This is a genomic window from Streptomyces hypolithicus (assembly GCF_052934925.1).
Genome location: NZ_CM128811.1, coordinates 4,534,286 through 4,556,246, shown reverse-complemented (window position 1 = coordinate 4,556,246; position 21,961 = coordinate 4,534,286). Strand labels below are relative to the sequence as shown.

At 69.5% G+C, this 21,961-nt stretch carries 20 protein-coding genes and 4 pseudogenes; 12 read left to right on the top strand and 12 right to left on the bottom strand.

The window, feature by feature from the left end:
* Window positions 1-138 precede the first annotated feature (138 nt).
* Window positions 139-945, top strand: coding sequence for a hypothetical protein (locus ACU6WZ_RS21525; RefSeq protein WP_447029760.1), 807 nt, complete (start codon window positions 139-141; stop codon window positions 943-945).
* On the opposite strand, the gene ACU6WZ_RS21520 is transcribed toward ACU6WZ_RS21525, so the two are convergent.
* The 3 genes from ACU6WZ_RS21520 to ACU6WZ_RS21510 all read right to left on the bottom strand — a co-directional run bounded on the left by ACU6WZ_RS21520 (window position 917) and on the right by ACU6WZ_RS21510 (window position 3,632).
* Complete coding sequence (locus tag ACU6WZ_RS21520) at window positions 917-2,548, bottom strand: ISAzo13 family transposase (RefSeq protein WP_447029759.1); 1,632 nt, start codon at window positions 2,546-2,548, stop codon at window positions 917-919. The two genes, ACU6WZ_RS21525 and ACU6WZ_RS21520, sit on opposite strands and share 29 nt — an antisense overlap.
* Window positions 2,549-2,694: 146 nt before the next feature.
* Window positions 2,695-3,129 (bottom strand): hypothetical protein, encoded by a 435-nt coding sequence (locus ACU6WZ_RS21515; protein WP_447029758.1) that lies wholly within the window; start codon window positions 3,127-3,129, stop codon window positions 2,695-2,697.
* Window positions 3,126-3,632: a transposase gene (locus tag ACU6WZ_RS21510; protein ID WP_447029757.1), complete on the bottom strand. Its 507-nt coding sequence runs from the start codon at window positions 3,630-3,632 to the stop codon at window positions 3,126-3,128. Before ACU6WZ_RS21510 ends, ACU6WZ_RS21515 begins: the two co-directional genes overlap by 4 nt.
* 130 nt (window positions 3,633-3,762) lie before the next feature.
* Between ACU6WZ_RS21510 and ACU6WZ_RS21505 the strand changes: the two genes are divergently transcribed.
* Together ACU6WZ_RS21505 and ACU6WZ_RS21500 are read left to right on the top strand one after the other, a co-directional pair.
* Entirely contained in the window at window positions 3,763-4,080 is a 318-nt protein-coding gene (locus ACU6WZ_RS21505) for a transposase (RefSeq protein ID WP_447029756.1), read from the top strand.
* Window positions 4,081-4,085: 5 nt separating this feature from the next.
* Window positions 4,086-4,808: an IS3 family transposase gene (locus tag ACU6WZ_RS21500; protein ID WP_447034173.1), complete on the top strand. Its 723-nt coding sequence runs from the start codon at window positions 4,086-4,088 to the stop codon at window positions 4,806-4,808.
* Here ACU6WZ_RS21500 and ACU6WZ_RS21495 read toward each other — a convergent pair.
* The 4 genes and pseudogenes from ACU6WZ_RS21495 to ACU6WZ_RS21480 form a co-directional block, all read right to left on the bottom strand.
* A pseudogene (locus ACU6WZ_RS21495) lies at window positions 4,705-5,697 on the bottom strand (IS30 family transposase); the annotation flags it as partial. The gene ACU6WZ_RS21500 and the pseudogene ACU6WZ_RS21495 overlap by 104 nt on opposite strands.
* A gap of 112 nt (window positions 5,698-5,809) precedes the next feature.
* Complete coding sequence (locus ACU6WZ_RS21490) at window positions 5,810-6,643, bottom strand: transposase family protein (protein WP_447029754.1); 834 nt, start codon at window positions 6,641-6,643, stop codon at window positions 5,810-5,812.
* A 73-nt stretch (window positions 6,644-6,716) separates the two neighbouring features.
* Window positions 6,717-7,193 carry a hypothetical protein gene (locus ACU6WZ_RS21485; protein ID WP_447029753.1) on the bottom strand — a complete coding sequence of 159 codons (477 nt, stop codon included), beginning with the start codon at window positions 7,191-7,193 and terminating at the stop codon, window positions 6,717-6,719.
* A gap of 179 nt (window positions 7,194-7,372) precedes the next feature.
* A pseudogene (locus ACU6WZ_RS21480) lies at window positions 7,373-7,777 on the bottom strand (helix-turn-helix domain-containing protein); the annotation flags it as partial.
* A gap of 23 nt (window positions 7,778-7,800) precedes the next feature.
* Here ACU6WZ_RS21480 and ACU6WZ_RS21475 point away from each other — a divergent pair.
* On the top strand, window positions 7,801-8,130 hold the full coding sequence (locus ACU6WZ_RS21475) for an integrase core domain-containing protein (protein ID WP_447029751.1): 330 nt from the start codon (window positions 7,801-7,803) through the stop codon (window positions 8,128-8,130).
* A 460-nt stretch (window positions 8,131-8,590) separates the two neighbouring features.
* The gene (locus ACU6WZ_RS21470; RefSeq protein ID WP_447029750.1) at window positions 8,591-9,157 is read left to right on the top strand and encodes a VanZ family protein; all 567 of its coding nucleotides are present in this window, start codon (window positions 8,591-8,593) and stop codon (window positions 9,155-9,157) included.
* Between the two features lie 826 nt (window positions 9,158-9,983).
* On the opposite strand, the gene ACU6WZ_RS21465 is transcribed toward ACU6WZ_RS21470, so the two are convergent.
* Entirely contained in the window at window positions 9,984-10,154 is a 171-nt protein-coding gene (locus tag ACU6WZ_RS21465) for a hypothetical protein (RefSeq protein WP_447029749.1), read from the bottom strand.
* 1,118 nt (window positions 10,155-11,272) lie between these two features.
* On the opposite strand from ACU6WZ_RS21465, the gene ACU6WZ_RS21460 reads away from it, so the two are divergent.
* Window positions 11,273-11,638 (top strand): hypothetical protein, encoded by a 366-nt coding sequence (locus tag ACU6WZ_RS21460; RefSeq protein ID WP_447029747.1) that lies wholly within the window; start codon window positions 11,273-11,275, stop codon window positions 11,636-11,638.
* Between the two features lie 249 nt (window positions 11,639-11,887).
* Window positions 11,888-12,879: pseudogene (locus ACU6WZ_RS21455) on the top strand (IS5 family transposase).
* Between the two features lie 241 nt (window positions 12,880-13,120).
* Here the strand turns inward: ACU6WZ_RS21455 and ACU6WZ_RS21450 are convergent.
* On the bottom strand, window positions 13,121-14,047 hold the full coding sequence (locus ACU6WZ_RS21450) for a hypothetical protein (RefSeq protein WP_447029746.1): 927 nt from the start codon (window positions 14,045-14,047) through the stop codon (window positions 13,121-13,123).
* A gap of 630 nt (window positions 14,048-14,677) precedes the next feature.
* Window positions 14,678-15,926: pseudogene (locus ACU6WZ_RS21445) on the bottom strand (transposase).
* Between the two features lie 489 nt (window positions 15,927-16,415).
* Here ACU6WZ_RS21445 and ACU6WZ_RS21440 point away from each other — a divergent pair.
* A complete protein-coding gene (locus ACU6WZ_RS21440) occupies window positions 16,416-17,036 on the top strand; it encodes a hypothetical protein (protein WP_447029745.1) in 621 nt (206 codons plus the stop codon).
* Between the two features lie 644 nt (window positions 17,037-17,680).
* Window positions 17,681-17,839: a hypothetical protein gene (locus ACU6WZ_RS21435; RefSeq protein ID WP_447029743.1), complete on the top strand. Its 159-nt coding sequence runs from the start codon at window positions 17,681-17,683 to the stop codon at window positions 17,837-17,839.
* A gap of 229 nt (window positions 17,840-18,068) precedes the next feature.
* Here ACU6WZ_RS21435 and ACU6WZ_RS21430 read toward each other — a convergent pair whose 3' ends face one another.
* On the bottom strand, window positions 18,069-18,335 hold the full coding sequence (locus ACU6WZ_RS21430; RefSeq protein WP_447029742.1) for a hypothetical protein: 267 nt from the start codon (window positions 18,333-18,335) through the stop codon (window positions 18,069-18,071).
* 132 nt (window positions 18,336-18,467) lie between these two features.
* Between ACU6WZ_RS21430 and ACU6WZ_RS21425 the strand changes: the two genes are divergently transcribed.
* Complete coding sequence (locus ACU6WZ_RS21425) at window positions 18,468-18,827, top strand: ArsC/Spx/MgsR family protein (protein WP_447029741.1); 360 nt, start codon at window positions 18,468-18,470, stop codon at window positions 18,825-18,827.
* 3 nt (window positions 18,828-18,830) lie between these two features.
* Here ACU6WZ_RS21425 and ACU6WZ_RS21420 read toward each other — a convergent pair whose 3' ends face one another.
* Window positions 18,831-19,328, bottom strand: coding sequence for a carboxymuconolactone decarboxylase family protein (locus ACU6WZ_RS21420; protein ID WP_447029740.1), 498 nt, complete (start codon window positions 19,326-19,328; stop codon window positions 18,831-18,833).
* Window positions 19,329-19,375: 47 nt separating this feature from the next.
* Here ACU6WZ_RS21420 and pdxR point away from each other — a divergent pair, with 47 nt between their 5' ends.
* Entirely contained in the window at window positions 19,376-20,815 is a 1,440-nt protein-coding gene (gene pdxR, locus ACU6WZ_RS21415) for a MocR-like pyridoxine biosynthesis transcription factor PdxR (protein ID WP_447029738.1), read from the top strand.
* A 110-nt stretch (window positions 20,816-20,925) separates the two neighbouring features.
* Complete coding sequence (locus tag ACU6WZ_RS21410) at window positions 20,926-21,621, top strand: SCO2207 family protein (RefSeq protein ID WP_447029737.1); 696 nt, start codon at window positions 20,926-20,928, stop codon at window positions 21,619-21,621.
* Window positions 21,622-21,961: the final 340 nt, after the last annotated feature.

The following is a 21,961-nucleotide window of genomic DNA, read 5'->3' as shown; positions in this document are numbered from 1 at the left end:
CAGACCTCATCGCGAATCGGGCATCACGGCGCGAACCGCACTCTAAGTGATCACCGTGCCGTTATCCGCCCGCTCACTCCAGGGGCGCTGGCAGCGCTGACGACGCTGGACGACGCCTCGGAGACTGCGGAGGCGGGCTTGGGGCGGCATCGGGACGAGTTGCGGCCCGCTGCTGTGGCCCGGCTGCTGCGGTTGCGTGGTGCGGGGGAGTTGACGACTGCGCATGTGCGGCTGGTCGCCGAGTCAGTGGACGTCAGCGTGGTGTGGCGCTGGCTGGCGCAGGCCGAGGAGACCGGTTCCACGGAGAAGCCCGAGCGCAGGCGGTTTCGGATCACCGACGAGATCATTGATGTGCTCGCCGACTACCAGGGCAACGTCAAGCGGGCCCACGAGCACCTGACCCGCCTCGCCCTGGCAGCGGGGGAGGAGCCGGTGGGGCTGACCACGCTGCACGACGCCATCGCCCGTGACCTCGACCCCGGTTTCATGGCGGGTCTGCGGGAGGGCATTCCGGCCGCCCGCGGTTTCGATCCCGCCTTCCAGCGGCCGGCGGTAGCCCGCAATCAGGTGTGGGAGGGCGACCACAAGCAGGCTCCCACCGTCGTGATGATGCCCGACAAGAAGCTGTCGAAGGTGTGGGTGACATGGTTCGAGGACCGCGGTACCAGCTATGTGATGGGCTGGGCGGTCACCGTCGGCTCCGCGCACCGAGGATCGGTCCTGGCGGCCGTGCGTGCGTCCGTGCTGCGGGAGGACCCTTACGGCCCGGCCGGGGGACTGCCGCACCTGGTGCGCGTCGACGGCGGCGCCGACTTCCTGTCCAAGACCGTCCGGCGGGCCTTCGGGCTCCTCGGCGTACCGGGTACGCAGCGCCCGCCACAAAGGGGGCGTCGATTAATTGATGGAGCGTGTCACGTCAGCCTGTCGTTGATGTTGTGTGCATGACGTAGGCGGCGAGTTCGCTGGGGTCGACGAGCCGGACGGGCAGTGGGTCTGCGTGGTGGCCGTGTTGCTGGAGCAGGGGCCGGACCTGCTTGATCAGGGTGCGCATCTGGTTCTCGCCGATGCGGAAGAGGTGGGCGGTCAGTGAGCAGGGCAGCCCGCGCTGATCGAGAACGGCGGCCCAGATCATGCTTTCCACGGCGAGTTTGCGGTGACGGGGGCGCTGGCCGGTGGGCACTTGATCGATCAACGCGCGGACGTCTGCGGTGAGTTGATCGAGTGCGTGTCGGGTCATCCCGGTCAGTACGGGGTGGGTTGCCATGGCGGTGTCGAAGGTGTGGGCGTGACGGGGGTGGGCCCGGCGGGTGGGTGGCTGGAGGGGCCCGGCGGGGACGCCGGGCTGGGGCGGGATCGTGTAGTTCCACTCGCCGTGGAAGCTGTCGGGGGTGATGGTGAGTGCGGCGGCGTGCTGGGCGTCGATCTCGATACCGATGGGGTAGGTGCCCTCGTCCAGGCGGGCGTTCACGCTCAGCCCGGTGCTCGTGGTGGTGGCGGCGATGAGGTTCAGGGCGACTTTGTAGCTGGTCAGGGGGCGGGCCCGCCAGTTCATCGAGATGAACGAGAACAGGCGGTGCTCCACTTTGTTCCATTTCGACGTGCCGGGCGGCAGGTGGCACACACTGATGTGCAGGCCGGTCTCGGTGGCCAGGGCGGCGAGGTTCGCTTTCCATGCCTTGGCCCGGGAACTGTTGGAGCCGCCGCCGTCGGCGGTGAGCAACAGGCGGCGTGCGTTCGGGTAGGCGGCGCGGCCCTCCTCCTTCCACCAGCGGCGCAGGGCGGCCACCGCGAACGCGGCGGTGTCATGGTCGGTGCCCACCACTACGTAGCCGGTGTTGCGTCCGACGTCGTAGATGCCGTAGGGGATCGCGGTGCCGGCCGCCTGGGAGGGGAAGTCGTGATCGAGGACCTTCACGGGCCTGCCGGGCGGGGCCCATTCCCGCCCTCCTTGCGCGAACAGCCCGATCTGTTCCTTCTTCTTCGTGTCCACACTGATCACGGGGTCGCCGGCGTCGAGGAACTGGCGCACCTTGTCGTTGAGGTGGTGGAACTGGGCATCGCGGTCCCGGTGACCGCTGCCGGCCAGGACCTTGGCGTTGCTCCGCAGGCTGAAACCCGCCTCCTTCAACAATGCGGCGATCACGTCCCGACCCGCCGCGCGTCCCTGGGCTGCGAGCTCGGTGGCCAAATGCCGCAGCGACTTCGTGGTCCAGGTCAACGGCCCTATCGGGTCACCTTGCGTGCTGTCCTCGACCAACGCCAGCAGTGCGGCTCGGAGCCCCGGGTCCTTCGCCGCCAGCGCGGGACGCCCCGCACCTCGCCGACGTACCCGGCCATCGGGCCCGGCATCGTCCTCCAACTCGACAAGGCCCCGACTGACGCACCCCGTGGAGACCCCCGCGGCCCTGGCGACAGCCGCGATCCCTCCATGTCCGAGTTGCCGCGCTTCCGCCGCATACAGCAGACGGCACTGCCGCTCGTTGAGATGCGGAGTCACCGCCTCGAACTTCGCCCGCAACGGACTGATCAACTCATCGAAACGGCCCATATCACATCAACGAACCCAACTCCCGGAAGCAACCCGTAAATTCGCGACGCCCCCCGGGGTGTCGGTGAGAGTGCGGTTCGCGCCGTGATGCCCGATTCGCGATGAGGTCTGGGTGAGGTGCCCTGCTCGGTGGGGTGGGCTGGTGCTCAGGGGCGGGGCTGGGTGAACAAGCCGGGCTCGGGCTCGGTGAGGATACCGCGGGTTACCAGGCGTTTCAGCTTGGAGCGGATGCCCTCGGTGTTCTTCGGCAGGATCGGAAGGTCGAGGGCCTCGCAGATGTCGCGGGCCCGCATCGGATGGCCGGTGTCGGCGAGGACCGTGAGGATCTGCTGGTAGGCGGGGTGTTCCGGCACCTCGGCGCGGGGTGGATCGTCGACCGGTGCCGGTGCCGGTGCCGGTGCGGGGAGGCTGAGGAGGGTCTTGCGGGTGATCTGCAGATTCTCGCTCTCGGTGTCGAACTCGCAGAGGCGGGCGGTGAGTTCGGCGATCTGGTCCCGGAGCCGTCCGGCCTGCTCGGAGACTTCGCTCATCCGGACCTCGACGTAGGCCAGTACGGCCTCGACCTGGAGGATCTCACTCACGCGCCCCTCCAGGAGGGGAGGGTGATGCCGGTGAGGCGGCGGGCCATGACCGACGTCATCGCCCAGAACACCCGCGAGCGGGAGGAGGCGAGCCGGTGTTCGTAGTCACGCACGAGACGGCGGTAGAACATCAAGATCCCGTTCGTCTGTTCCACGATCCACCGCTTGGCCTGCGGGACGAAGCCCTTCTCGGCCGGGTTGCGCTCGACGATCTCGACATCGATGCCGAGAGTCTTGCCGTGGTCGACGACGCTCTTCTTGAAGCCCTGGTCGACCAGGGCCTTCCGCACCGTGTCGGTCTGCGCGGCCACACCGTTCAGCAGGGCGATGCCGGCAGCGTTGTCGTGCGCGGACGCCGGCAGGGCGGCGGCCTCGACGACGAGGCCCAACACGTCCACGGCCAGGCATCTCTTCCTGCCCGGCACCTTTTTCGAAGCGTCCTTGCCCGTCGTGTCGGCCGGGACGCCGACGGCCGCGTGGATGCTCTGGGTGTCCAGGACCACCAGACTCGGGTCGGCTAATCGCTTCCGGCTCTCGCGCAGCTGCCAGCGCAGGAGGTCGTGAACGCTCTGGTCGGTGTGAACCGTTCCGGGTTTGATCGAGGCTCGATCTTTTGGAAGGATCGAGTCCGTTATGGCGAAGCAATACCCGAAGGAGCTCAAGGAGCGGGCCGTGCGTCTGGTCCTGGAGACTCGTGATCAGTACAAGACGGAGTCCGCGGCGATCCGCTCGATCGGCGCGAAGCTCGACATCGGGCCTGAGTCCCTGCGGAACTGGGTGCGGCAGGCCGAGGTCGACGCCGGCGCCCGGAACGGGACCACGACGGAGGAATCCGCCCAGCTCAAGGCCCTCAAGAAGGAGGTCGCCGAGCTGAAGCGGGCGAACGACATCCTGAAGGCCGCAGCGAGTTTCTTCGCGGCCGAGCTCGACCGGCCACACACACGCTCGTAGCGTTCATCGACGAGTACCGGGACCGCTTCGGCGGAGTCGAGCCGATCTGCAGGACGCTCACCGAGCACGACTGCAGCATCCACCCGTCCACCTACTACGCGTACAAGAAACGTCCCGTGTCGGCCCGCGCCCTGCGGGACGCGGAACTCGCGCCGCTGATCGTCAGTATCTACCGGGACAACTACAGCGTCTACGGAGCCCGCAAAATCTGGGCCGAGCTCAGGCGCCAGGGCCACGCAGTGGCCCGGTGCACCGTCGAGCGGATCATGAAGCTCGAAGGCATCACGGGAGCGGTGCGCGGGAAGAAGGTCGTCACCACCGTGGCGGACAAGGAAGCCGAGCGGGCCCCGGACCGGCTCGGCCGGCAGTTCGTGGCCAGTGCCCCGAATCGGGTGTGGGTCGCGGACTTCACCTACGTGGCCACCTGGTCCGGCACCGTCTACGTCGCGTTCCTCGTCGACACCTACTCCCGCCGGATCGTCGGCTGGTCCGCAGCGACGAACAAGCAGACCCCGCTGGTGCTGTCCGCACTGGAAATGGGTCTGTGGCAACGCGACCGGTCCGGAAACCCCGTTACCGCAAGGGAGTTGATACATCATTCCGATGCCGGATCTCAACTTGGGTTCAAGGAGTCGTCGCAACACTTCCGCTTTGTGTCGATAGTAGGTGACTGTCGAGAGTCTCGGCTGGGGTCCTCCAGCCAAGGGTCTTGCGAGGTCTGCTGTTAAGGGCGGCGGCGACGGCGGCGAGGTCTTCGCGGGTGTGCCTGCTGAGGTCGGTGCCCTTCGGGAAGTACTGCCGTAGCAGGCCGTTGGTATTCTCATTGGTTCCGCGCTGCCAGGGGCTGTGCGGGTCGGCGAAGTAGATCTCCAGACCTGTGTCGATGCGGAGCAGGGCGTGCTGCGCCAGTTCCGAACCCTGGTCCCAGGTAAGGGACTTGCGGAGCTGGGAGGGAAGGTCGACGATCACTTCCGCGAGGGCTGCACGTACGGCCTCGGCTCCGTGACCGGCAAGCGCGGGGCCGTTCTTGGTCCGTGGGCCGCCGTGGCCGGGCATCGGCGGCAGGTGCAACAGCATCGTGAACCTGCTGCTGCGTTCCACCAGGGTGCCGATCGCGGAGCTGTTCAGGCCGATGATGAGGTCGCCCTCCCAGTGACCGGGGACCGCCCGGTCCTCCACCTCAGCCGGCCGCTGACTGATCAGCACCTCCTCGGTGACGAATTTCTTCCCCCGGCCAGCGGTGCGGGCCCGGGGCACTCGTAGGGCTCGGCCGGTACGCAGGCAGGCGACGAGTTCACGCTTCAGCCCGCCGCGGCCCTGGACGTAGAGCGCCTGGTAGACCGCCTCGTGCGAGATACGCATGGACTCATCATCGGGGAAGTCGACCCTCAGCCGGTTGGATATCTGCTGTGGGCTCCACGATGTGGCCCAACGGCGGTCCTGACGCCTCGGCTTGTTCCGTCCCTTCCACCGCGATACCGCGGGCCCCGGCGCAGGTGCACCGTCCTGGTAGCGGATCTCTCCGGCCAGGCGGTCCTGGACGTACTCGTGCAGCCGCTCGTTGCCGGCCAGCTTGGACAGTTTCGGCCGCTGCGCGGCCAGTTCGGCCTTCCACTGAGGCTCCGCCAAGCTCGTTTCCGCAGGTCAGTTGGTCTAGTGTGATGTTCCGGTGAGGTCCTCGCGCTGGCAGGCGGGGTGATCGTTGGGGCGAGATCATCCGCCTGCCCCGTCAGCGCTGTACTTCGCTGTTAGCCAGGACGAGCAGGGCCCGCAGGAGCGTGGTCGCCTGCCGGGTGTCCGTGCGGAGTTTGGTCAGGATCCGCCATGACTTGAGGTTCGCGAAGCCGTGTTCGTTGGCGGCGCGTTCGCGGCTGACCAGGCGGTTCGCTTCCTTCTCGGCGGCCGTCAGCTGGTGATTGCGGGTGGCCTTGCGGCCAGTGATGATCACCGGGTCGTCTTCGGGCTTGTCGTCCAGGCCGACGAAGCCAAGGTCGGCCAAGGCGCCGAGGCCGGCCTCCCTCAGATGTCCGGTGATCTTGCTGTGGCGGGCGGTGGTGATCTCGCTGGACCGGCCAGGCTTGGCCGCGGAGATCCAGATCAGGTTGCCCTTCTCGTCGGTGAGCGCGAGAAACAGCAGGCCATGGGCCTTATGTTTGCCGGAGTAGTTCTTCCGGTCGTCCTTTCCGGTGCGGCGGTGGGTGCGGATCAGGGTGCCGTCCAGGAGGACCACGACCCCGCCGCTGCCGGCGATCTTCTTCAACGCGCGGTCCAGGCGTGGGGCGCGGGCGGCCAGCAGCTCGACGACTTCTTTCACCCAGCGGCGGACGGTGGACTCGCCGACCTGGTTGCCGTCGGCCATGTCGGCCAGGCGCTGGTCGTGACGGAGTACGGCGAGCACGACGACGGCCTGCTTACCAGGTTCGGCCTTGCGCCAGACAGAGCGCATCCGGTTGCGGCGTTGGCGTATCAGGCCGGCGACGAGATCGATGGTCCGCTTCGACAGCGGGAGACGAACCTGGTAGACAACATCCTCAGGGCCCTCGGCGGGCTGGTTTTTGGTCACACACTTACCAACTCCCGCCGGGGGTCTTCGCGTTACGGCATAAACCGGCCCGTCCGGCTGACGGCGTCACCGGTCAGCGTGGCAGGTAACGCCCGGACGCGGTGCGCGAGAGCCAGCCCCGGTCGGCCAGTTTGCGCAGCCGGCCCCGGACCGGCTCGATCTTCGCCGGGGTCGCCTCCCGGCCCAGCCCGAGGGCGACGTCCTTGGCCGTCACCGGACCGTCCGCCCCGGCCACGATCTCCGTGACCCGCCGATATTGCGAGGTCAGGACCTCCCGTCCCATCCCCTCGACGCGGTCCGGCACCACCCGCATCCCGCCCGCACCCGGACCCACCGTCACAGCGGCCGGCTCCGGCTCCGGCTCCGGTGACACGATGCCCGGCGGTCGCCGTCCACCATCGGTGGCCTCGGCCCACTGCCCGAACACCACCTCGGCAGCCACCAACCGGGCGACCTCCGTCTCGAGTTCGCCCAGCTCCTTGCGCAGCAGCTCGGCACGTTTCGCCAGCTCAAGCCGCCGTTCGATCGTCCACGTCAGCACATCCGCCATGAAGATCCCTCCCGGCGCAGAACCTACGCGGCGCCCTCCGAACCTCACTCCAGAACCCGCGAGATCACCCGCGCCGGACGATCTCGTGCTAACGATCACCCCGCCTGTCAGCGTGAGGACCTCACCACCGCATCACACCAGCCCCACTGACCTGCGGAAACGAGCTTGGCGGAGCCTCACTGCGCGATCGACGCCCGGTAGGCGAGCTGTCCATTGCGGGTGGCGGCGTTGCGCCGCAGTTCCCGCGAAATCGTCGAAGGGGTCCTGCCCAGCCTGCGGGCGATCTCCCGGACCCCGGCGTCCTGAGCCTTCAGCAGAGCGATCTCTTCACGCTCTTCGAAGGAGAGATACCTGCCCGACACCGGGCCAATCTGGATCGACGGCATCCCGCCACGTTCCCGGAACCACCGAGTTCCCACGGGCCCCGACACGCCGCACGCGATCGCCGCATCCTCACTGGTCAGCCCCTCAGCAATCTTCTTCCAGAAGACACGCTCCACATCCCGACGAATCGGCGGTCTGCCCGGCGATCGCATCGCCGGGCGCCCTGTTACCGCCGTCGTCCACCCAGTCGGCCGTCCCATCGGACACCTCCACGATCAAGGTGTTGCGACGACCGGTTGAATCCGCCCAATACACCAGCTTCCGTCTCGCCACCCACCTGGCCGCCGAACAGATCGCCGCGTCCATCGGCACCGTCGGAGACGCCCTCGACAACGCCCTGATGGAATCGACCATCGGGCTCTACAAAACCGAACTCATCAAGCCGCAGCGGCCCTGGAAAGCCCTGAGCGACGTCGAGCTGGCCACCGCCGAGTACGTCGACTGGTACAACCATCGTCGACTCCACGGTGAGATAGACCACGTCCCACCCTCCGAATACGAAGCCATCCACTACCAAAACTCGCAAGAACCGCAGGTCAAAGCCACAATCTAGAGCCTCTACCGAACCCGGAACGGTTCAGGCACCCCCACAGACAAAGCGACGACCAGTACGCCGGGCACCGTAGCCGGTGCCACTGACATTGATACTCGTAGCGGGTTCCGGTGGTCGTGGCTCTGCCACTGACTGACACCCTGCTGGGTTGTCTTCCGGCTGTACCGTCCGGCTGCAACCGCTGCCCGTCGCGTCAATCCGCATGTCACAGGAGGTCCGCGTCGGCGCTCGTGAGGTTGGAAAAGGCTGGGAGCATGACACACTCAACCGGTCCGTCGGCGACCAGTGCCCGCCCCGGTCGCTGAGGAGCCTGACGACGTGCTGGTGCGCCGCATGCTCATCCAACTGCCTCTGGGCACGCCGACATCTTCGGACCGGGACGGACCCCGCGTAGCGCGCCTGCCGCTTCACGTCACGGGTATCGGAACGTCCAAGCAACCAATTTGGCTAGGAGCTTGTAATGGTGCGGATGGTGCTGCGTGACAAGACCGCGGCGGAGCCCGGGGACCGGGTTCCCGGAAAACCGCCCCTGTCTGTGCTCGGCCGGGTACTGGCCATGCTGCTGGCCTTCGCGGCGATGGTGGGATTCGCGGTGGTGCTGGCCCGGCTGACGCTGGAACCGTCGGCGGCATCCGTGCCGTTGACGCACAGTAATCTGCGCCCTGGTGACTCCATCCGTGCCTATCTCGCCCAGCCCGCGTCCTTTGACACGGTCAAGCAGCTCGGCGGCAATATCGTGATGGGTGTGCCGTTCGGTGTGCTGCTGCCGGTGCTGGTGCCCCGTACGCGAGGGCTGGTCCGGGTGGCGGTGGTCACCGCTCTCGTGATGCTTCTCGTAGAACTCGTCCAAGGCGCCCTTATCATCGGGCGTACCTTCGACATCGATGACGTTCTGCTCAACACCACTGGTGCTCTTCTGGGTTACCTGCTGATCGGCCTCCGGCTGGGCCGTGCAGTGCATCCCCGGCGCCGCCACTGGTGGCACCGATTCACCAAACACCCGGTGACTGCTACGGATCCGGCATAACTGAGCTTTTCCAGCCGCCCCTCCGGCGGGTGAGGTTTCGCGCGGTGTTGACAAGGTCGGCGAGCAGGGCGGGGCCGTCCTGCGGGGCGAACCTGTCCCAGGTGCTGGTGGGAACCCGTCAGGGCCGGTGGGCAAGCCGGATCCGCCCGCCGACACCTCTACCTGCGACAGCTGGGGAGAGGTGTGGACTGTCCGGAGTCGGCGCGGCGGCGGCCAGCACGGTCCCGCACGGAGTGCCGCACCGGGTCCCGCTCCGAGTCCCGCACCGGGTCCCCCGGGCCCGCCGCGGTCCGCGATGAACACGCAGGCCACGGCGCCGGACAAGGGGGAGCGCGGCGCCGACTACTTCCGTACGAGCCCCCTTTCCGCAGCCCGGCGGGCGACCCGGCCCGGTCCCGCGGGTCCCCGCGGCCACCACAGGCTCCCGGTCCCGGCGAGCGCTCCGGCCTCCCCCACCTCCAGGGGAGGCCGGAGCGCCACCCGACACGGCGAAGGCCCCGGACAGCCCCGCGGTCATGCGCTGGGGCGTGACCGTAATCCTCGCAGGGGGGGCGCCTGCCTTCGGGTATACCTGCCAGCCGGCACCGCCGGACCGACCCGAGTTCACCGTTCGGGCGATGGTCGAGATCATCGGCTTCGTTCACACCGGTTCCAACGATCCTTCCGCCATCCGGGGCATGTGAAGCAGCGTCCGTGAATCGCGGGCGAGCGGAGATCGAAGCGAGCCGCAAGCCGAGCCGTTTGTGTCACGTGTGTCTGCGCGCCGCCGCACGCACACCGGGTTTCGCCGCTGGACCTGCGGCGATGATCGACATCGGTGCAAGGCTCAAGATTCCTTGCCGGCCAGGATCCTGTCGGCAAGGTAGTGCGGACACGTCCTGGCATGCCAGGTGACGGTCAGACGTCCCTCGTGGGTGGCAAGGGTGCGCGCCGCCTTCCGTGCGGGGCGCGCCTTGCAGTACGAGCAGGTGACGGTCTGCGGCCGAAGTACATCCACCGGGCCGCCCCTTCCTCCTTGCCGAGGTCCCGCAGGTTCATGTCCACGTCTATCAAACTTTGCGCATGATCCGGACCCATACCCGCCTGTACGGCCCAGGAATCAAAGGCCAGGCCGCCCGCCAGGACACCGGAGTTCGGTCCGGTCGTACTGCGCCAGAGCGCTCTGGGCACCGGTCCTGCCCCTGCGCACCCATGTCGGCGCGGTCTGCCCACGACCCTGGCCCGGGTCCCGGCCCGGGCGCAGGGCCCTACCAGGAGCGGTGGTCTGGGACCGTGGGGCTGTTGCCGGTTGCTGGGGGCCGGTGTCGGCGGGCGGGGTGCGGAGCAGGAGTTCGAATGCGTGGCGGACAGTGTCGGCTTCGGTGGGGCGGAGCTGGGCCAGGGCGGTGTTAATCCAGGCCGGTCGCAGACGCGCACGGCGGTGTCGATTCCCGCCGGGGTGGCGGTGACGCAGGTGATCCGGGGGCGCCGGGGTCGGGCTGGCGCTCGATCAGCCCGAGGGCGGCGAGCCGACTGACTTTGGCGGTGATGTTGGACGGGGCGCAGCGGAACCGGTTCTGGCACGGCCTCGTTGTACGAGGCGGGATGCACACCCCTGCCGGCTCCTTTCCGGGCACCCCGAGCGCCGGAAGGGAGCCGGTACCTCACGGCAGTGCCGAGGCAGATAGTGCCTGCTTCCAGACAGGCACCGTCGCAGCCTTGACCGCCCCGGCCCGGTGATAGCCACCGGTTCCCCAGGCGATCAGGAGACAGGCGACCTTGACCAGCATCACGCAGCCCACTGCCACATGTCACATCCCGGCGGACGCCGAGGATGTCCTGCTCGGCGCCGGGATTTCCGGCCGCGGGGCCCGGCGCGCAGTGGACATCCCCTGGGCCGGGGAAGGGATCGCGCCCTTTGAGTGCTTTTCGTGATTCCGGTGCTCGTTCGGCCTGCTTGAGGGTGCGGGTGGGGTGGGGGCGTGGTCAGCTCCGGTGGGAGCGGCGCCGTGGCTTGCTGGGTGACGGGCAGCGCATCGCGTGTCGTCCGTCGTGTGGCTGGGGGCCGTTCGTCGAGGCTCTCTTCCTGGTTCTGCTCTCTGTGGGCTCGTCTCTTCAATCGTCAGGAGTTCGACCGTGAAGTTTCGTCGTACTGCCGCAATGTCCCTGGCCGCTTCGGTCCTGGTGGTCGGCGGTGGGCTGTTGACCGCACCGTCTGCTGCTGCCGACCCTGTTCCCCCCGATGCCGCCGCCTGTGTGGGCCTGCTCAAGGACGCGGCCACCGCGGCCGCGGCCTTCGCGGCCGCCAACGTCACCTATTCGGCCAGCATGGCCGCCGCCCTGGTCATCGCCGCCAACCCTGCCGCTGCCCAGGCCACGGCAGGGGAAGCCCTCAAGGCCCAGAAGACAGCCAACGATGCGGCTGCCGCCGCTCTCAAGACCGCAGCCGCCGCGGCAGGTTGTGTGCTGCCGGGTGCCACCCCGCCTCTCCCGGCCTCCTGACGTTGCGGGGGCAGTTGCCCCAGCGGCACAACGGCGCGCCTCAAAGGCGTTGACGACGCCTACCAGGCAGAACCGGTCGTGCCTCAGACCCGAGGAGCAGGTACGGCATTGCTGCCCTTGGAGAACCTGCGGAGGGGCGGCAGGGAGACCTTCTGCTCGAGCCGCAGGGGGCCTAGGGCGTGTATCTGGTCGTGATCAATATGTGGGTTTCGCTCTCGTGGGGCGGGCGGATCGGGTAGTCCGGTGTGTATGACACGGGCGCAACTGACGGACCAGGAGTGGGAGTACGTCGAGCCGTACCTGCCGATCGGCGAGTACGGTCCGTTTCCCGCCCGGTTGCGGCAGCAGTTCGAGGGTGTGATCTGGAAGTTCCGCTCGGGAGCGCAGTGGCGTGAGATGCCTGCCGATTTCGGGGCGTGGTCCACCGTGCACAACCGCTTCCGGCAGTGGCGGGACGCCGGAGTCTTCGAGGCCCTGCTGGAAGGGCTGATCGCGAAAGCGGCCGCGCGGGGCGAGGTGGACCTCTCCCTGGTCAGCGTGGACTCCACCACGGCCCGGGCCCACCACGACGCGGCCGGTATGCGTCTGGGCCCCGGCGTGCTCGACGCCCTGGAGGAAGCTGCCGACGAGGAGAAGGCCCGGTCAAAGGGGGCACCGAAGACGAACAAACCGGGCCCGGGGCCGACGGCGGCGCCGAGCGAAGACGCGTCCGGCGGCGCCGCAGGCTCCGACTGAAGGCCGCCCTCCTCGGGCGCTCGCGGGGCGGGCAGACCAGCAAGGTCCACATCGCCTGCGACCGCAAGTGCCGACCGCTCGTGCTGACCCTGACCGTGGGACAGGCCGCCGACAGCCCGCAGTTCATCCCGGTCCTGGACAAGCTTCGGGTCCGCGGCCCGGCAGGCCGCCCCCGCACCCGACCCGACGCCGTCGCCGGCGACAAGGCGTACTCCTCCCGCGGCAACCGCGCCTACCTGCGCAGACGAAACATCAAGGCCGTCATCCCGGAAAAGAAGGACCAGACCGCCAACCGGAAGAAGAAGGGCCGCCAAGGCGGCCGGCCCCTCACCCACGACACCGACCTGTACAAGGAGCGCAACACCGTCGAGCGCCTGATCAACCAACTCAAGGCATGGCGCGGCATCGCCACCCGCTACGACAAGACCCCCGAAAGCTACCAAGCCGGACTCCACCTGCGGGCCTCCATGATCTGGATCAAGCACCTCACGCGAACCACTCAATGATCACGACCCGATACACGCCCTAGCAGAAGGGGGTGGCCCCTCTGCGAGTCGGCTGTTCAGTTCTGGGCACCTTCACGACCGGTGACGCGCGGTCTCGGCGTGTCAGCACCCGGCCGTGCCCTGTCACTGAACAGTCGGTGTTCCGACTGTTCAGTGACAGGGTCAATGTGCGGCCGTCAGCCCTGGAGCCGCGCCAGGTGTCCTTGCGCAGGGGTGGCTCGGGACACCTGGTGCGGGCAGGTCACGGTGTTCCGTTGGCTCCGTTGGCGCAGGGGCTGCCGCCGCCGAAGGTCCCGCCGAGGCCGCCGGCCCCGCCGTGGAAGAGGAGGCCCCCGGTGGCGTTGCCGCCGGCGCCGCCGATCCCGCAGGCGCCGTCGGCGCTGGCGCCCGATTTGGCGCCGCCGTTGCCCCCGTTGCCGCCGTTGCCGCCGACATTGAGGATGCCTCCGGAGCTCAGGCCGCCGGCCCCGCCGATACCGGCGGCGCCACCCGGGTAGGCGCCGCCGGAGCTGCCGTTGCCGCCGTTGCCGGCCCTTCCGCCCTTGCCGCCCTTACCGAAGCTGTTGATGCCGCCGGCACCGCCGTTGCCGCCCGCACCACCGCCGTGGCCGATGCCACCGTTGCCCGCGTTGCCGCCGGCCCCGCCGTCCGATCCCCCGGCGCCGCCGAGGCCGCCGCGGCCACCTGCGCCGGCGTTGACGCCGGAATTGCCGCCGGCACCGCCGGCGCCGCCCGCACCCCCGTGGGTGCCCATGCCGCCTGCTCCACCCGCGCCTCCGGCACCGGTCAGGCCGCCGGCCGCGCCGTTGCCGCCGTTGCCGCCCGCGGAGCCGTCGGGGCCGGCGTTGCCGCCGACAGCACCTGCCCCGCCGGAACCGCTGCCAAGGCCCGTGCCGCCCTTGCCGCCCGTACCGCCGAGCCCGCCCAGGACCCCGTTCCCGCCGGGACCACCCGCGCCGCCGGCGCAGTCCCCGCTTCCGGTCGCGGGGCCGCCGGCGGTGCCGGGAAAGCCGTTGGGGTGGGAGGCGTTGCCGTTGGCACCCGCGACGCCGGCGGTGCCGGCAGTACAGGCAAGGGCGGAGGCGCTGGCGGGAGAACCGAGGAAGAGTGCCGTGCCGGCGAAGAGAGCGGGCAGGGCGAGGAGGGCGGTGGTCTGTTTCCTGTTCATGACGGGGGGTCCTCTGGCTCAGGTGAAGCGAGGGTTGATGCGGGGCTGAACGAGGCCGACGCGGAACTGAAAGAGGAGCAGGGCTCCCCGAAACTTTTCCCGGGCCGCAGGCCGGCAGACAGTCGGTGAAATTCCGGACTCTTTTCATAAGACACGAATTTCTTAATATTTATACTGGAATGAGGAGTGCGATATTCATCGATATTTTCCCGCAGGGGCAGTCCTCTGAATGCAGTAAGCAAACTCACCCGTACGGGGCGTTTGGCCGGGATACACTGATGCGGCCATAAAGCGCTCATGACGCGCCGCCATCTCCCGGCTCTCCGGGTCCCGTAGCTGCTGAACTGCGGGTTCTTCCAGGTTGCGGTAGCCGAAGGCAGCTGCAGGCACCCGGCGCCCGGGGCCCTGTGAGCGCGCCGGAGCAGCGCCGGGGCAGATAGAGCTGCAGGATGACGGCTATTGCGCCCGCCGGACGCCATTTCCTTGTTTAGCCTCGCCGTTTCAGTTGCTGCTGCTGAGTGACTGGGCGGGGCGTTTGGGACGGTGCTGGTCGGTGGGCGTGGCGACGGCCCGGCGCGGTGGTCGGGTTCTCCAGGATTCCTCGGGTCGTGGGTGGTCAGGGGCTGCCGGTCAGATGGCTGGGCGGGGCAGGGCCGCGAGTCGGTGGAACGCGGCGGCGAGTTCGTGTCTCCAGGGCCAGGTGGCCGAGATTCGCAGGTGGAGGCGGCGGCCGCCGCGGGTGAGACGGGCGGCGACGTGCAGTAGCTGGTAGCGGAGTCTCTTGGGCTCGGCATGGGCCAGTTCACCGTCCAGCAGCAGGACGCGGGTCCAGGCGAGGAGGTCGATCGCTGCGAGGCTGAGTTCGAGCCAAGCCGCGTTGATGGCGAAGTGGCGGGAGGGGAAGCGGCCGAAGCCGGTGGTCTTGCCGCAGCGGATGTGGTCTTCGACGGTGGCGTGTCCGCGGTGGCGGACTTCCAGGAACTGGGCGGAGCCCTCGTCGGAGTAGGGGGTGTCGGTGAGGAACGCCTGGTGCCGCAGGCCCTCGTCCTGGTCGAACAGTGAGAGTTGGGCGCCGGGGTGCGGTCGTTCGCAGCGCACGATGACGCGGGTGTGCCGGCCGGGTAGCCGGAAAGGTCGGTCATGCCGGTCAGTTCGGCGATCTCAGCGCCGGCACGCAATGTCCCGTTCTGCTCCAGGGCGGGATGCCACACCTGCTCGGGCAGGGCCCGGATCGCGCGGCAATGTGATCCGCAGCGGTGTTTGCTCCGGCGTTCCCGGGCCGCAGCCGCCCGGACATGCCCTCGCCTGTATTGGCCAGGGAACACACCAGAGGGGGGAAGCCGAAGCCGCCTTTATAGGTGGGTGCTGCCTGCTCCTTCTCGGAGTGGCAGGTCACCAGCGTGGCGTCGATGTCCAGGACCAGGCCGGGCACCTCCCGTCCGCCGGCTATCGCCGCCGGTATGCCGGAGCGGGTCTCGGATGCCTGCAACCAGGCCACTCCGCGTGCTTGGGCTCGGGCCAACCGCAGGCGGTCCAGTACGCGTTCGTCGACGGCGTCCAGCAGACGCCAGGCCGTCGGTGTCGAGGCGACCGGGCCGAATACCTCGCTCTGGTCCCGGAGTACGGCCAGATCCGTGATGGCCTCGCCGCCGTCAGCCAGCATCACGGCCAGATCGACGGCCACCCGGCCCGGGTCATGACCAGTGCCGCGTGGCCGAAGCGGTCTGAGGGCGGCGGAGTACGTGCTGGTCAGCCTGGTGGCATCGGCGAGATCAGCCAGCAACCGTGCCCCGGCATGCCCGACCACCCCCGAACCGTCGGCGGAGACATGAAGCCTGGGACGAGAACCGATACCCTGCACGCAGAAAGTGCCTTCCACCTGGACCGACAGAACCCCTCGACAAGGTTCATCGTCCCCGCTCAGAAGGCACTTTCGCGTTACCGCTCATGATCCGGACCAAAGCCCAAGTGAAACGCGCAGGTTAGGCCGACGTCGCCGAATCCAGCAATTTTCGACACTTGCCGCCACTCGCCTGCGAGTTCGAGGGGCACGCCTCCGGCGTCACCTGCGACTCCAGGACGGGACCACCGTTCAGCCAACCAGTCAGCCGTCATGCGGTCTTACCCCACGGGCCAGCGCGGGAGGAGCCTTCTCGGGGCAGCACATCGGGTTTAACTGGCCGCTGCTCATGTTTCTTATCGAAGCCCCGCACCTCCCGCACAGGCATTTGAAGCCAGAGTTTGGCGAATCTCTCTACTTCCAGACATTTGATCATCCAGCACAGTGCATGCCGCGCTATTCCCGCCTAGTTTGTGGGTGTGCCAGCCGGAGAATATCTCCGGGTGCACAAACCGAAAGGCGTACCTCATGCGCATCTCGCGCAACACCGCCATGGCCCGGACCCTCCTGATCAGCGCGATCGCCGTAGTCGGCCTCGCGACCCCAACCCTGGCTTCCGCGACGGCTCTCACCGACGCGGGCAGTTCCCGGACTTCCATCCTGGGCGTACTCGGCCTCCCCGGCGCTAACGGCGCCAACGGCGTGGGGAGCAACGGCGGTATCGGTGGCCTCGGCGGCACCGGTGGAGCGGCCGGTGCGAACGGCAACGGCGGCAACGGCGGCGCCGGGGGCAACGGTGACGGCAGCGGAAGCACCGGCGGTGCCGGTGGCGCGGGCGGCGCCGGCGGGGCCAACGGCAACGGCGGCAGCGGAGGCGCCGGGGGTGTTGCCAACCAGGGCGGCACCGGTGGCAAAGGCGGCGTGGGCGGCGTAGGCAACGCCGGTGCGGGCATCGCCGGCGGCAAGGGTGGCAAGGGCGGCGCGTCAACGGCAGGCGGCACCCACAAGGGCGGCACGGGCGGAGCGGGCGGCGCCGCGAGTCCGGTGTGTCCTGGTAAGCCCGGCGGCGCCGGCACCGCCGCCACGTTGACCGCGGACGGCATCACCGGCGCCACCGGCGCTGCTGGACGCACCACTCTCCCCTGCTGAGCAACGCACCGGACCGGCCCGGCATCCGGACCCGTATCCGGCAAGGGCCCCCGAAGGACGCGTTCACGGGGCCTCACACCACACGATCACTGACCGACGACTGATCACTGACGCATGGTGAGCAGAGCTCGGACGAGTCGCCCGGCTGGGCTTCCCAGCCGGGCGACTCACGTCGTGGGGCGAGCGTCGCGGGGCGGCCTCGCTTCAAGGCGCGTAGCGAGTCATGATCAAGCTGCGCAGTCCCCCCTGGGGGCGGGGCCTGGACCGGTAGACCTCTTCGCGCGACGCGAGTGCGGTCGACCGACGAGGAACGGCAAATCGGGCCGCTCCCCACCGGAGTAGTACACGCTGCCTCGGAGCCCGGCCCGTGCGCCGCCCCCTGAGGGGTGCGCAACCAGCGGGGACCCCGGAGCCCGCAGCGGCCATCCGCACCCGGGCCCCCGGCCCCTCACCCGCCGCGCCGTTGGCGGTGCACAGTCCGGCCGGACAGCTGCCCGCTCCAGGAGGCTCGCTGCGCCCGGTGTTCGCCGCAGCATCCGCCGAAGCCGCTACGGGTGGACCGGGCGGCATGACCTTCCCCGAGTGGTGGGTTTTCAGCGTGAGGTCCGTGCGCTGACCCGCAGTTGACCGCTATCCCTGCGGTCATGATCACGAACCTGGTACGCGGCCTGGCCGCACTCTCCCTGTCCCTGGCACCGCTCATCGTCCCCTCCCCCGCGCAGGCCGGTGAGAGCCGTGAGGGCTACACCCGCCGCACCCCGCCTCGACCCTCTCCACCGTGGCGCCGGCCCCGCTCGCCGTGACACCCTGACCCTCTTGGGCATTCTCCTGGCCAAGACGGAAACCGATACCGCTCAGCGCGCCCCCGCCGGGCAGGAACCGCCGTCCGCCCTGACACGCCTGCTGGCCGGCTACCACGCCCAGACCAGCCTCCCCGACGGCACCCGCACCCAGGACTGCCATGAAGCTTCGAAGGCGCTCGCCCCCGCCCCGAACGCACTCGGGGCGGGGGCGAGAGGCGGGAGTTGGGCCTCAGCGGTTGTGGTGGAGGAGGGTGCGGACCAGGCGGCACGTGGTGTCGGACGGGGGGCGTATGCCGAGGAGTTCGGCGGTGGCACGGATCTTGTGATTGGTGGCCTGGGTCGGGTGGTAGACGCCTGCGTCGAGCAGTGCGATGGCCAGGCGCATCGCCTTGAGGTGGCGGTTGTGCGTCTCGTACCAGGCGCGCGGCTGGCCGGCCGGGAGCGGGCGCTTGGCCAGGGGGTGCGGGGCGATCGTGAACAGTGCGGCCGTGGGCATCCGGGCATCCTCCTGGAGCGGTCGGGACCCTTGCTGACTCCTTCGATTTTACTGCCCACCACTGACAATCGGCCCTGGCCAGAGGGGGTTTGGGGTGAGGTGGGCAGGGGTGGCCGGAGGTACGGTTGGGGCATGGAGATCTGGATCAATCCCGCGTGTTCCAAGTGCCGCAGCGCTGTAGACCTGCTGGACGCCGAAGGGGCCGACTACACCGTGCGCCGCTACTTGGAGGACGTACCGACCGAGGACGAGATCCGTGCGGTGCTGGAGCGGCTCGGGCTGGAGCCGTGGGACATCACGCGCACCCAGGAGGCGGTGGCCAGGGAGCTCGGGCTGAAGGAGTGGGCGCGGGACGCCGGTTCGCGGGAGCGGTGGATCGGGGCGCTGGCCGGGCATCCGAAGTTGATCCAGCGGCCGATCATCACGGCGGAGGACGGTACGGCCGTGGTGGCCCGTACGGACGACGCGGTACGGGACGCCATGTCCCGGTGAGGTTCAGCGCACCGGTGCTCGCTCATCCTCGCCGGGCGTCTTCGCCGTGGCCAGGGCGATGCGGTTCCAGGTGTTGATCGTGAAGATCAGGGCCAGGAGCTGGGCAAGCTCCTGGTCGTCGAAGTGGGCGGACGCCTCGGCGTACACCTCGTCCGGCAGTCCGGCGTCCGCGATCCGCGTCACCGCGTCCGTGAGGGCCAGGGCCGCCTGTTCCTTGTCCGTGAAGAAGTTCCTGGCCTCCTTCCACACCGCGACCATGTGCAGTCGCTCCTCGCTCTCGCCGGCCTTGCGGGCGTCGGTGGTGTGCATGTGGAGGCAGTACGCGCAGTGGTTGAGGTGCGAGGCGCGGATCTGCACCAGTTCCACCAGCGCCGGGTCCAGCCCCTCGCGGGCGGCCGCGTCGAGGCCGATCACGGCCCGGAACGCCTTGGGGGCTGCCTTCGCGAAGTTCAGCCGGGCGGTGGTGGAGGTGGTGGGCTGCTTGATCTCTGTTGTCGTCATGGGTACGAATCTATGGTCTCGGGCGACCGGCTGAGGGGTGCAATCACGTGGTGGAATCATGGGTCAATTCCGCTGAGGGAATCGGCAGGGATCTGTACGTCGAACTGGAGCGGGAAGGCCCCGGTTCCAGCAGCCGCCGGGCCGCTCTCACGCGGGCGCTGCGCGAGGCGATCCGGGGTGGGCGGCTCGCTCCCGGGACGCGGTTGCCGCCGTATCGCTCCCTCGCGGCCGACCTCGGGCTGGCCCGTAACACCGTCGCCGACGCGTACGCGGAACTCGTCGCCGAGGGGTGGCTGGCGGCCCGGCAGGGGTCGGGGACCCGGGTCGCGGAGCGGACGGCGCCGGCCGCGCCCCGGCGGCGGGCGCGCACTCCGGCGCGGGCTGCTCCTGCGACGTACGACCTGGTGCAGGGCAAACCGGACCCGTCCGCCTTCCCCCGCACAGCCTGGCTCGCCTCGGCGCGGCGGGCACTCACCGCCGCGCCCCACGACGCGTTCGGCCCCGGAGATCCGCGCGGCAGGGTCGAACTGCGCCGGGCGCTGGCCGAGTATCTGGCGCGGGTGCGGGGGGTACGGGCCGATGCCGGGCGGATCGTGCTGTGCTCGGGTGCCGCGCACGCGTTGCGGCTGCTGGCGGGTGTGGTGGGCGGGGTGTGGGCGGTGGAGGCGTACGGGCTGCCGTTCCACCGGGGGCTGCTGACGGACGGCGGTGTACGTACGATCCCGATCGGCGTCGACGAGGACGGCGCCAGGGTCGCGGAGCTGGGAGGGCAGCGGGCCGCGCTGCTCACCCCGGCGCACCAGTTCCCGACGGGCGGTCCGCTGCACGCGCAGCGGCGGGCGGCGGCGGTGGACTGGGCGCGGGCCACGGGCGGGCTGGTGGTCGAGGACGACTACGACGGCGAATTCCGTTACGACCGGCAGCCGGTGGGCGCGGTCCAGGGCCTCGATCCTGAACATGTGGTGCTGATCGGGTCGGTCAGCAAGGCGCTGTCCCCCACGCTGCGCATCGGCTGGATGGTGCTGCCCGAGCGGCTGCTGGACGACGTGGTGGCGGCGAAGGGCGAGCGCGAGCAGTGGTCGAGCGCGACCGAGCAGTTGACCCTGGCGGACTTCTTGATGTCGGGGGCGTACGACCGCCATGTGCGCCGGATGCGGCAGCGCCACCGGCGCAGGCGCGACCAGCTGGTCGCCGCGCTGGCGGAGCGGGCGCCGCAGGTGCGGGTCACGGGGATCGCGGCGGGGCTGCACGCCGTGCTGGAACTGCCGGCGGGCACGGAGCGGGCGGTGGTGAAGGCCGCGGCCTGGCAAGGGCTGGCGGTGGAGGGGCTTTCGGACTACCTGCATCCGGATCATCGCGGGGATGGGGGCGGCGGAGGTGGCGGCGTAGGTGGTGGTGACGGGCTGGTCGTGGGGTATGCGACGCCGGCCGAGCATCTGTACGCGGACGCGCTGGAGGCGTTGTGCCGGGCGCTGCCACCGGCGTGACGAGTGGCGGCCGGAGTGACTGGGGTAACTGGATTGGCTGGTGCGGCTGTTGAGATGGCTGGGGGCGGCGTACGTACGTACGGGCACAGTCGCACAGCCAGGAGGCATACGTGTCGCGTAAGAAGACCCTCAGCCGCAAGAAGAGTCTCGCCCTGCTGGCGGGTGCCGCCGCGATGGTCGCGGGCACCGCAGTGGTGATGACCGGTACGAGCCAGGCCTCAGTGGCCTGCGACGGGCTGGCCACCGCGCTGGCGAACAACGAGGAGTTCATCGCCGGTCAGCGGGCGAACCCCGATGCGCAGTCGCAGGCGCGGATCGCCAACCGGGAGGCGGTCATCGAGGAGATCAAGCGTAAACAGGCGGCGTCCGGGTGCGACGAGCAGGCGCCGCCGGTGGACGGGTCTGCCCCGCCTGCGGACGGGACGGCTCCACCGGCCGAGGAATCCGCCCCACCGGCCGGTGAGCCGGCCCCGCCGGTGGACGAGTCGGCGCCTCCGGAGGCCGGTGAGAGTTCGGATGCCGCCCAGCCGCCGGGGCAGGCGCCCGAGGGGGCGGTCGGCGAGGTCGTCTGCGCCGGGTCGACCGTCACGCTGTCGGGCGAGGGCGGCGCGCCGGCGGCGTCCAGCGGCGAGTTCCCGGTCGGCACGACGCTCAAGGTGACCAACCTCGACAATGCCAAGTCGACCACGGTGAAGGTCACTTCGGCCTCCGGCAGCTGCGCTCTGCTCAACAACCAGGCGTTCGAGGAGGTCCGCGAGGCCGGGAAGTTCCTGATCCGCAACGCGCGGATCGAGCGTGTCGGGTAAGCCGTCCTCTCAGGTACGTACGCCACTCAGCAGCGCGTCCACCGCACCACCGTGGAAGGCTCCCGCCGCGTCGCCGCACGGCGGGAGCCGGTTCACCCCCGCGGCGGCCCGGAACTCCACCGCCGTGCTGGTCGTACACGGAGGCGGCACACCCGGCCAGGCACCGGCGCGCGCTCCGACCGCGCCTTCGGCCCGGCCGGCACGGATATGGGCACCACGTGCGGCCGTCCTCGATTTCGTGACCGCACGGCGCTCGTGACGCGTGGGAAACCTGAGTAACACGGGGTTCACAAGCGGGCAACGGCCGGGAAATCCCCGCTTGCGAGGCTGCGTGCACAAG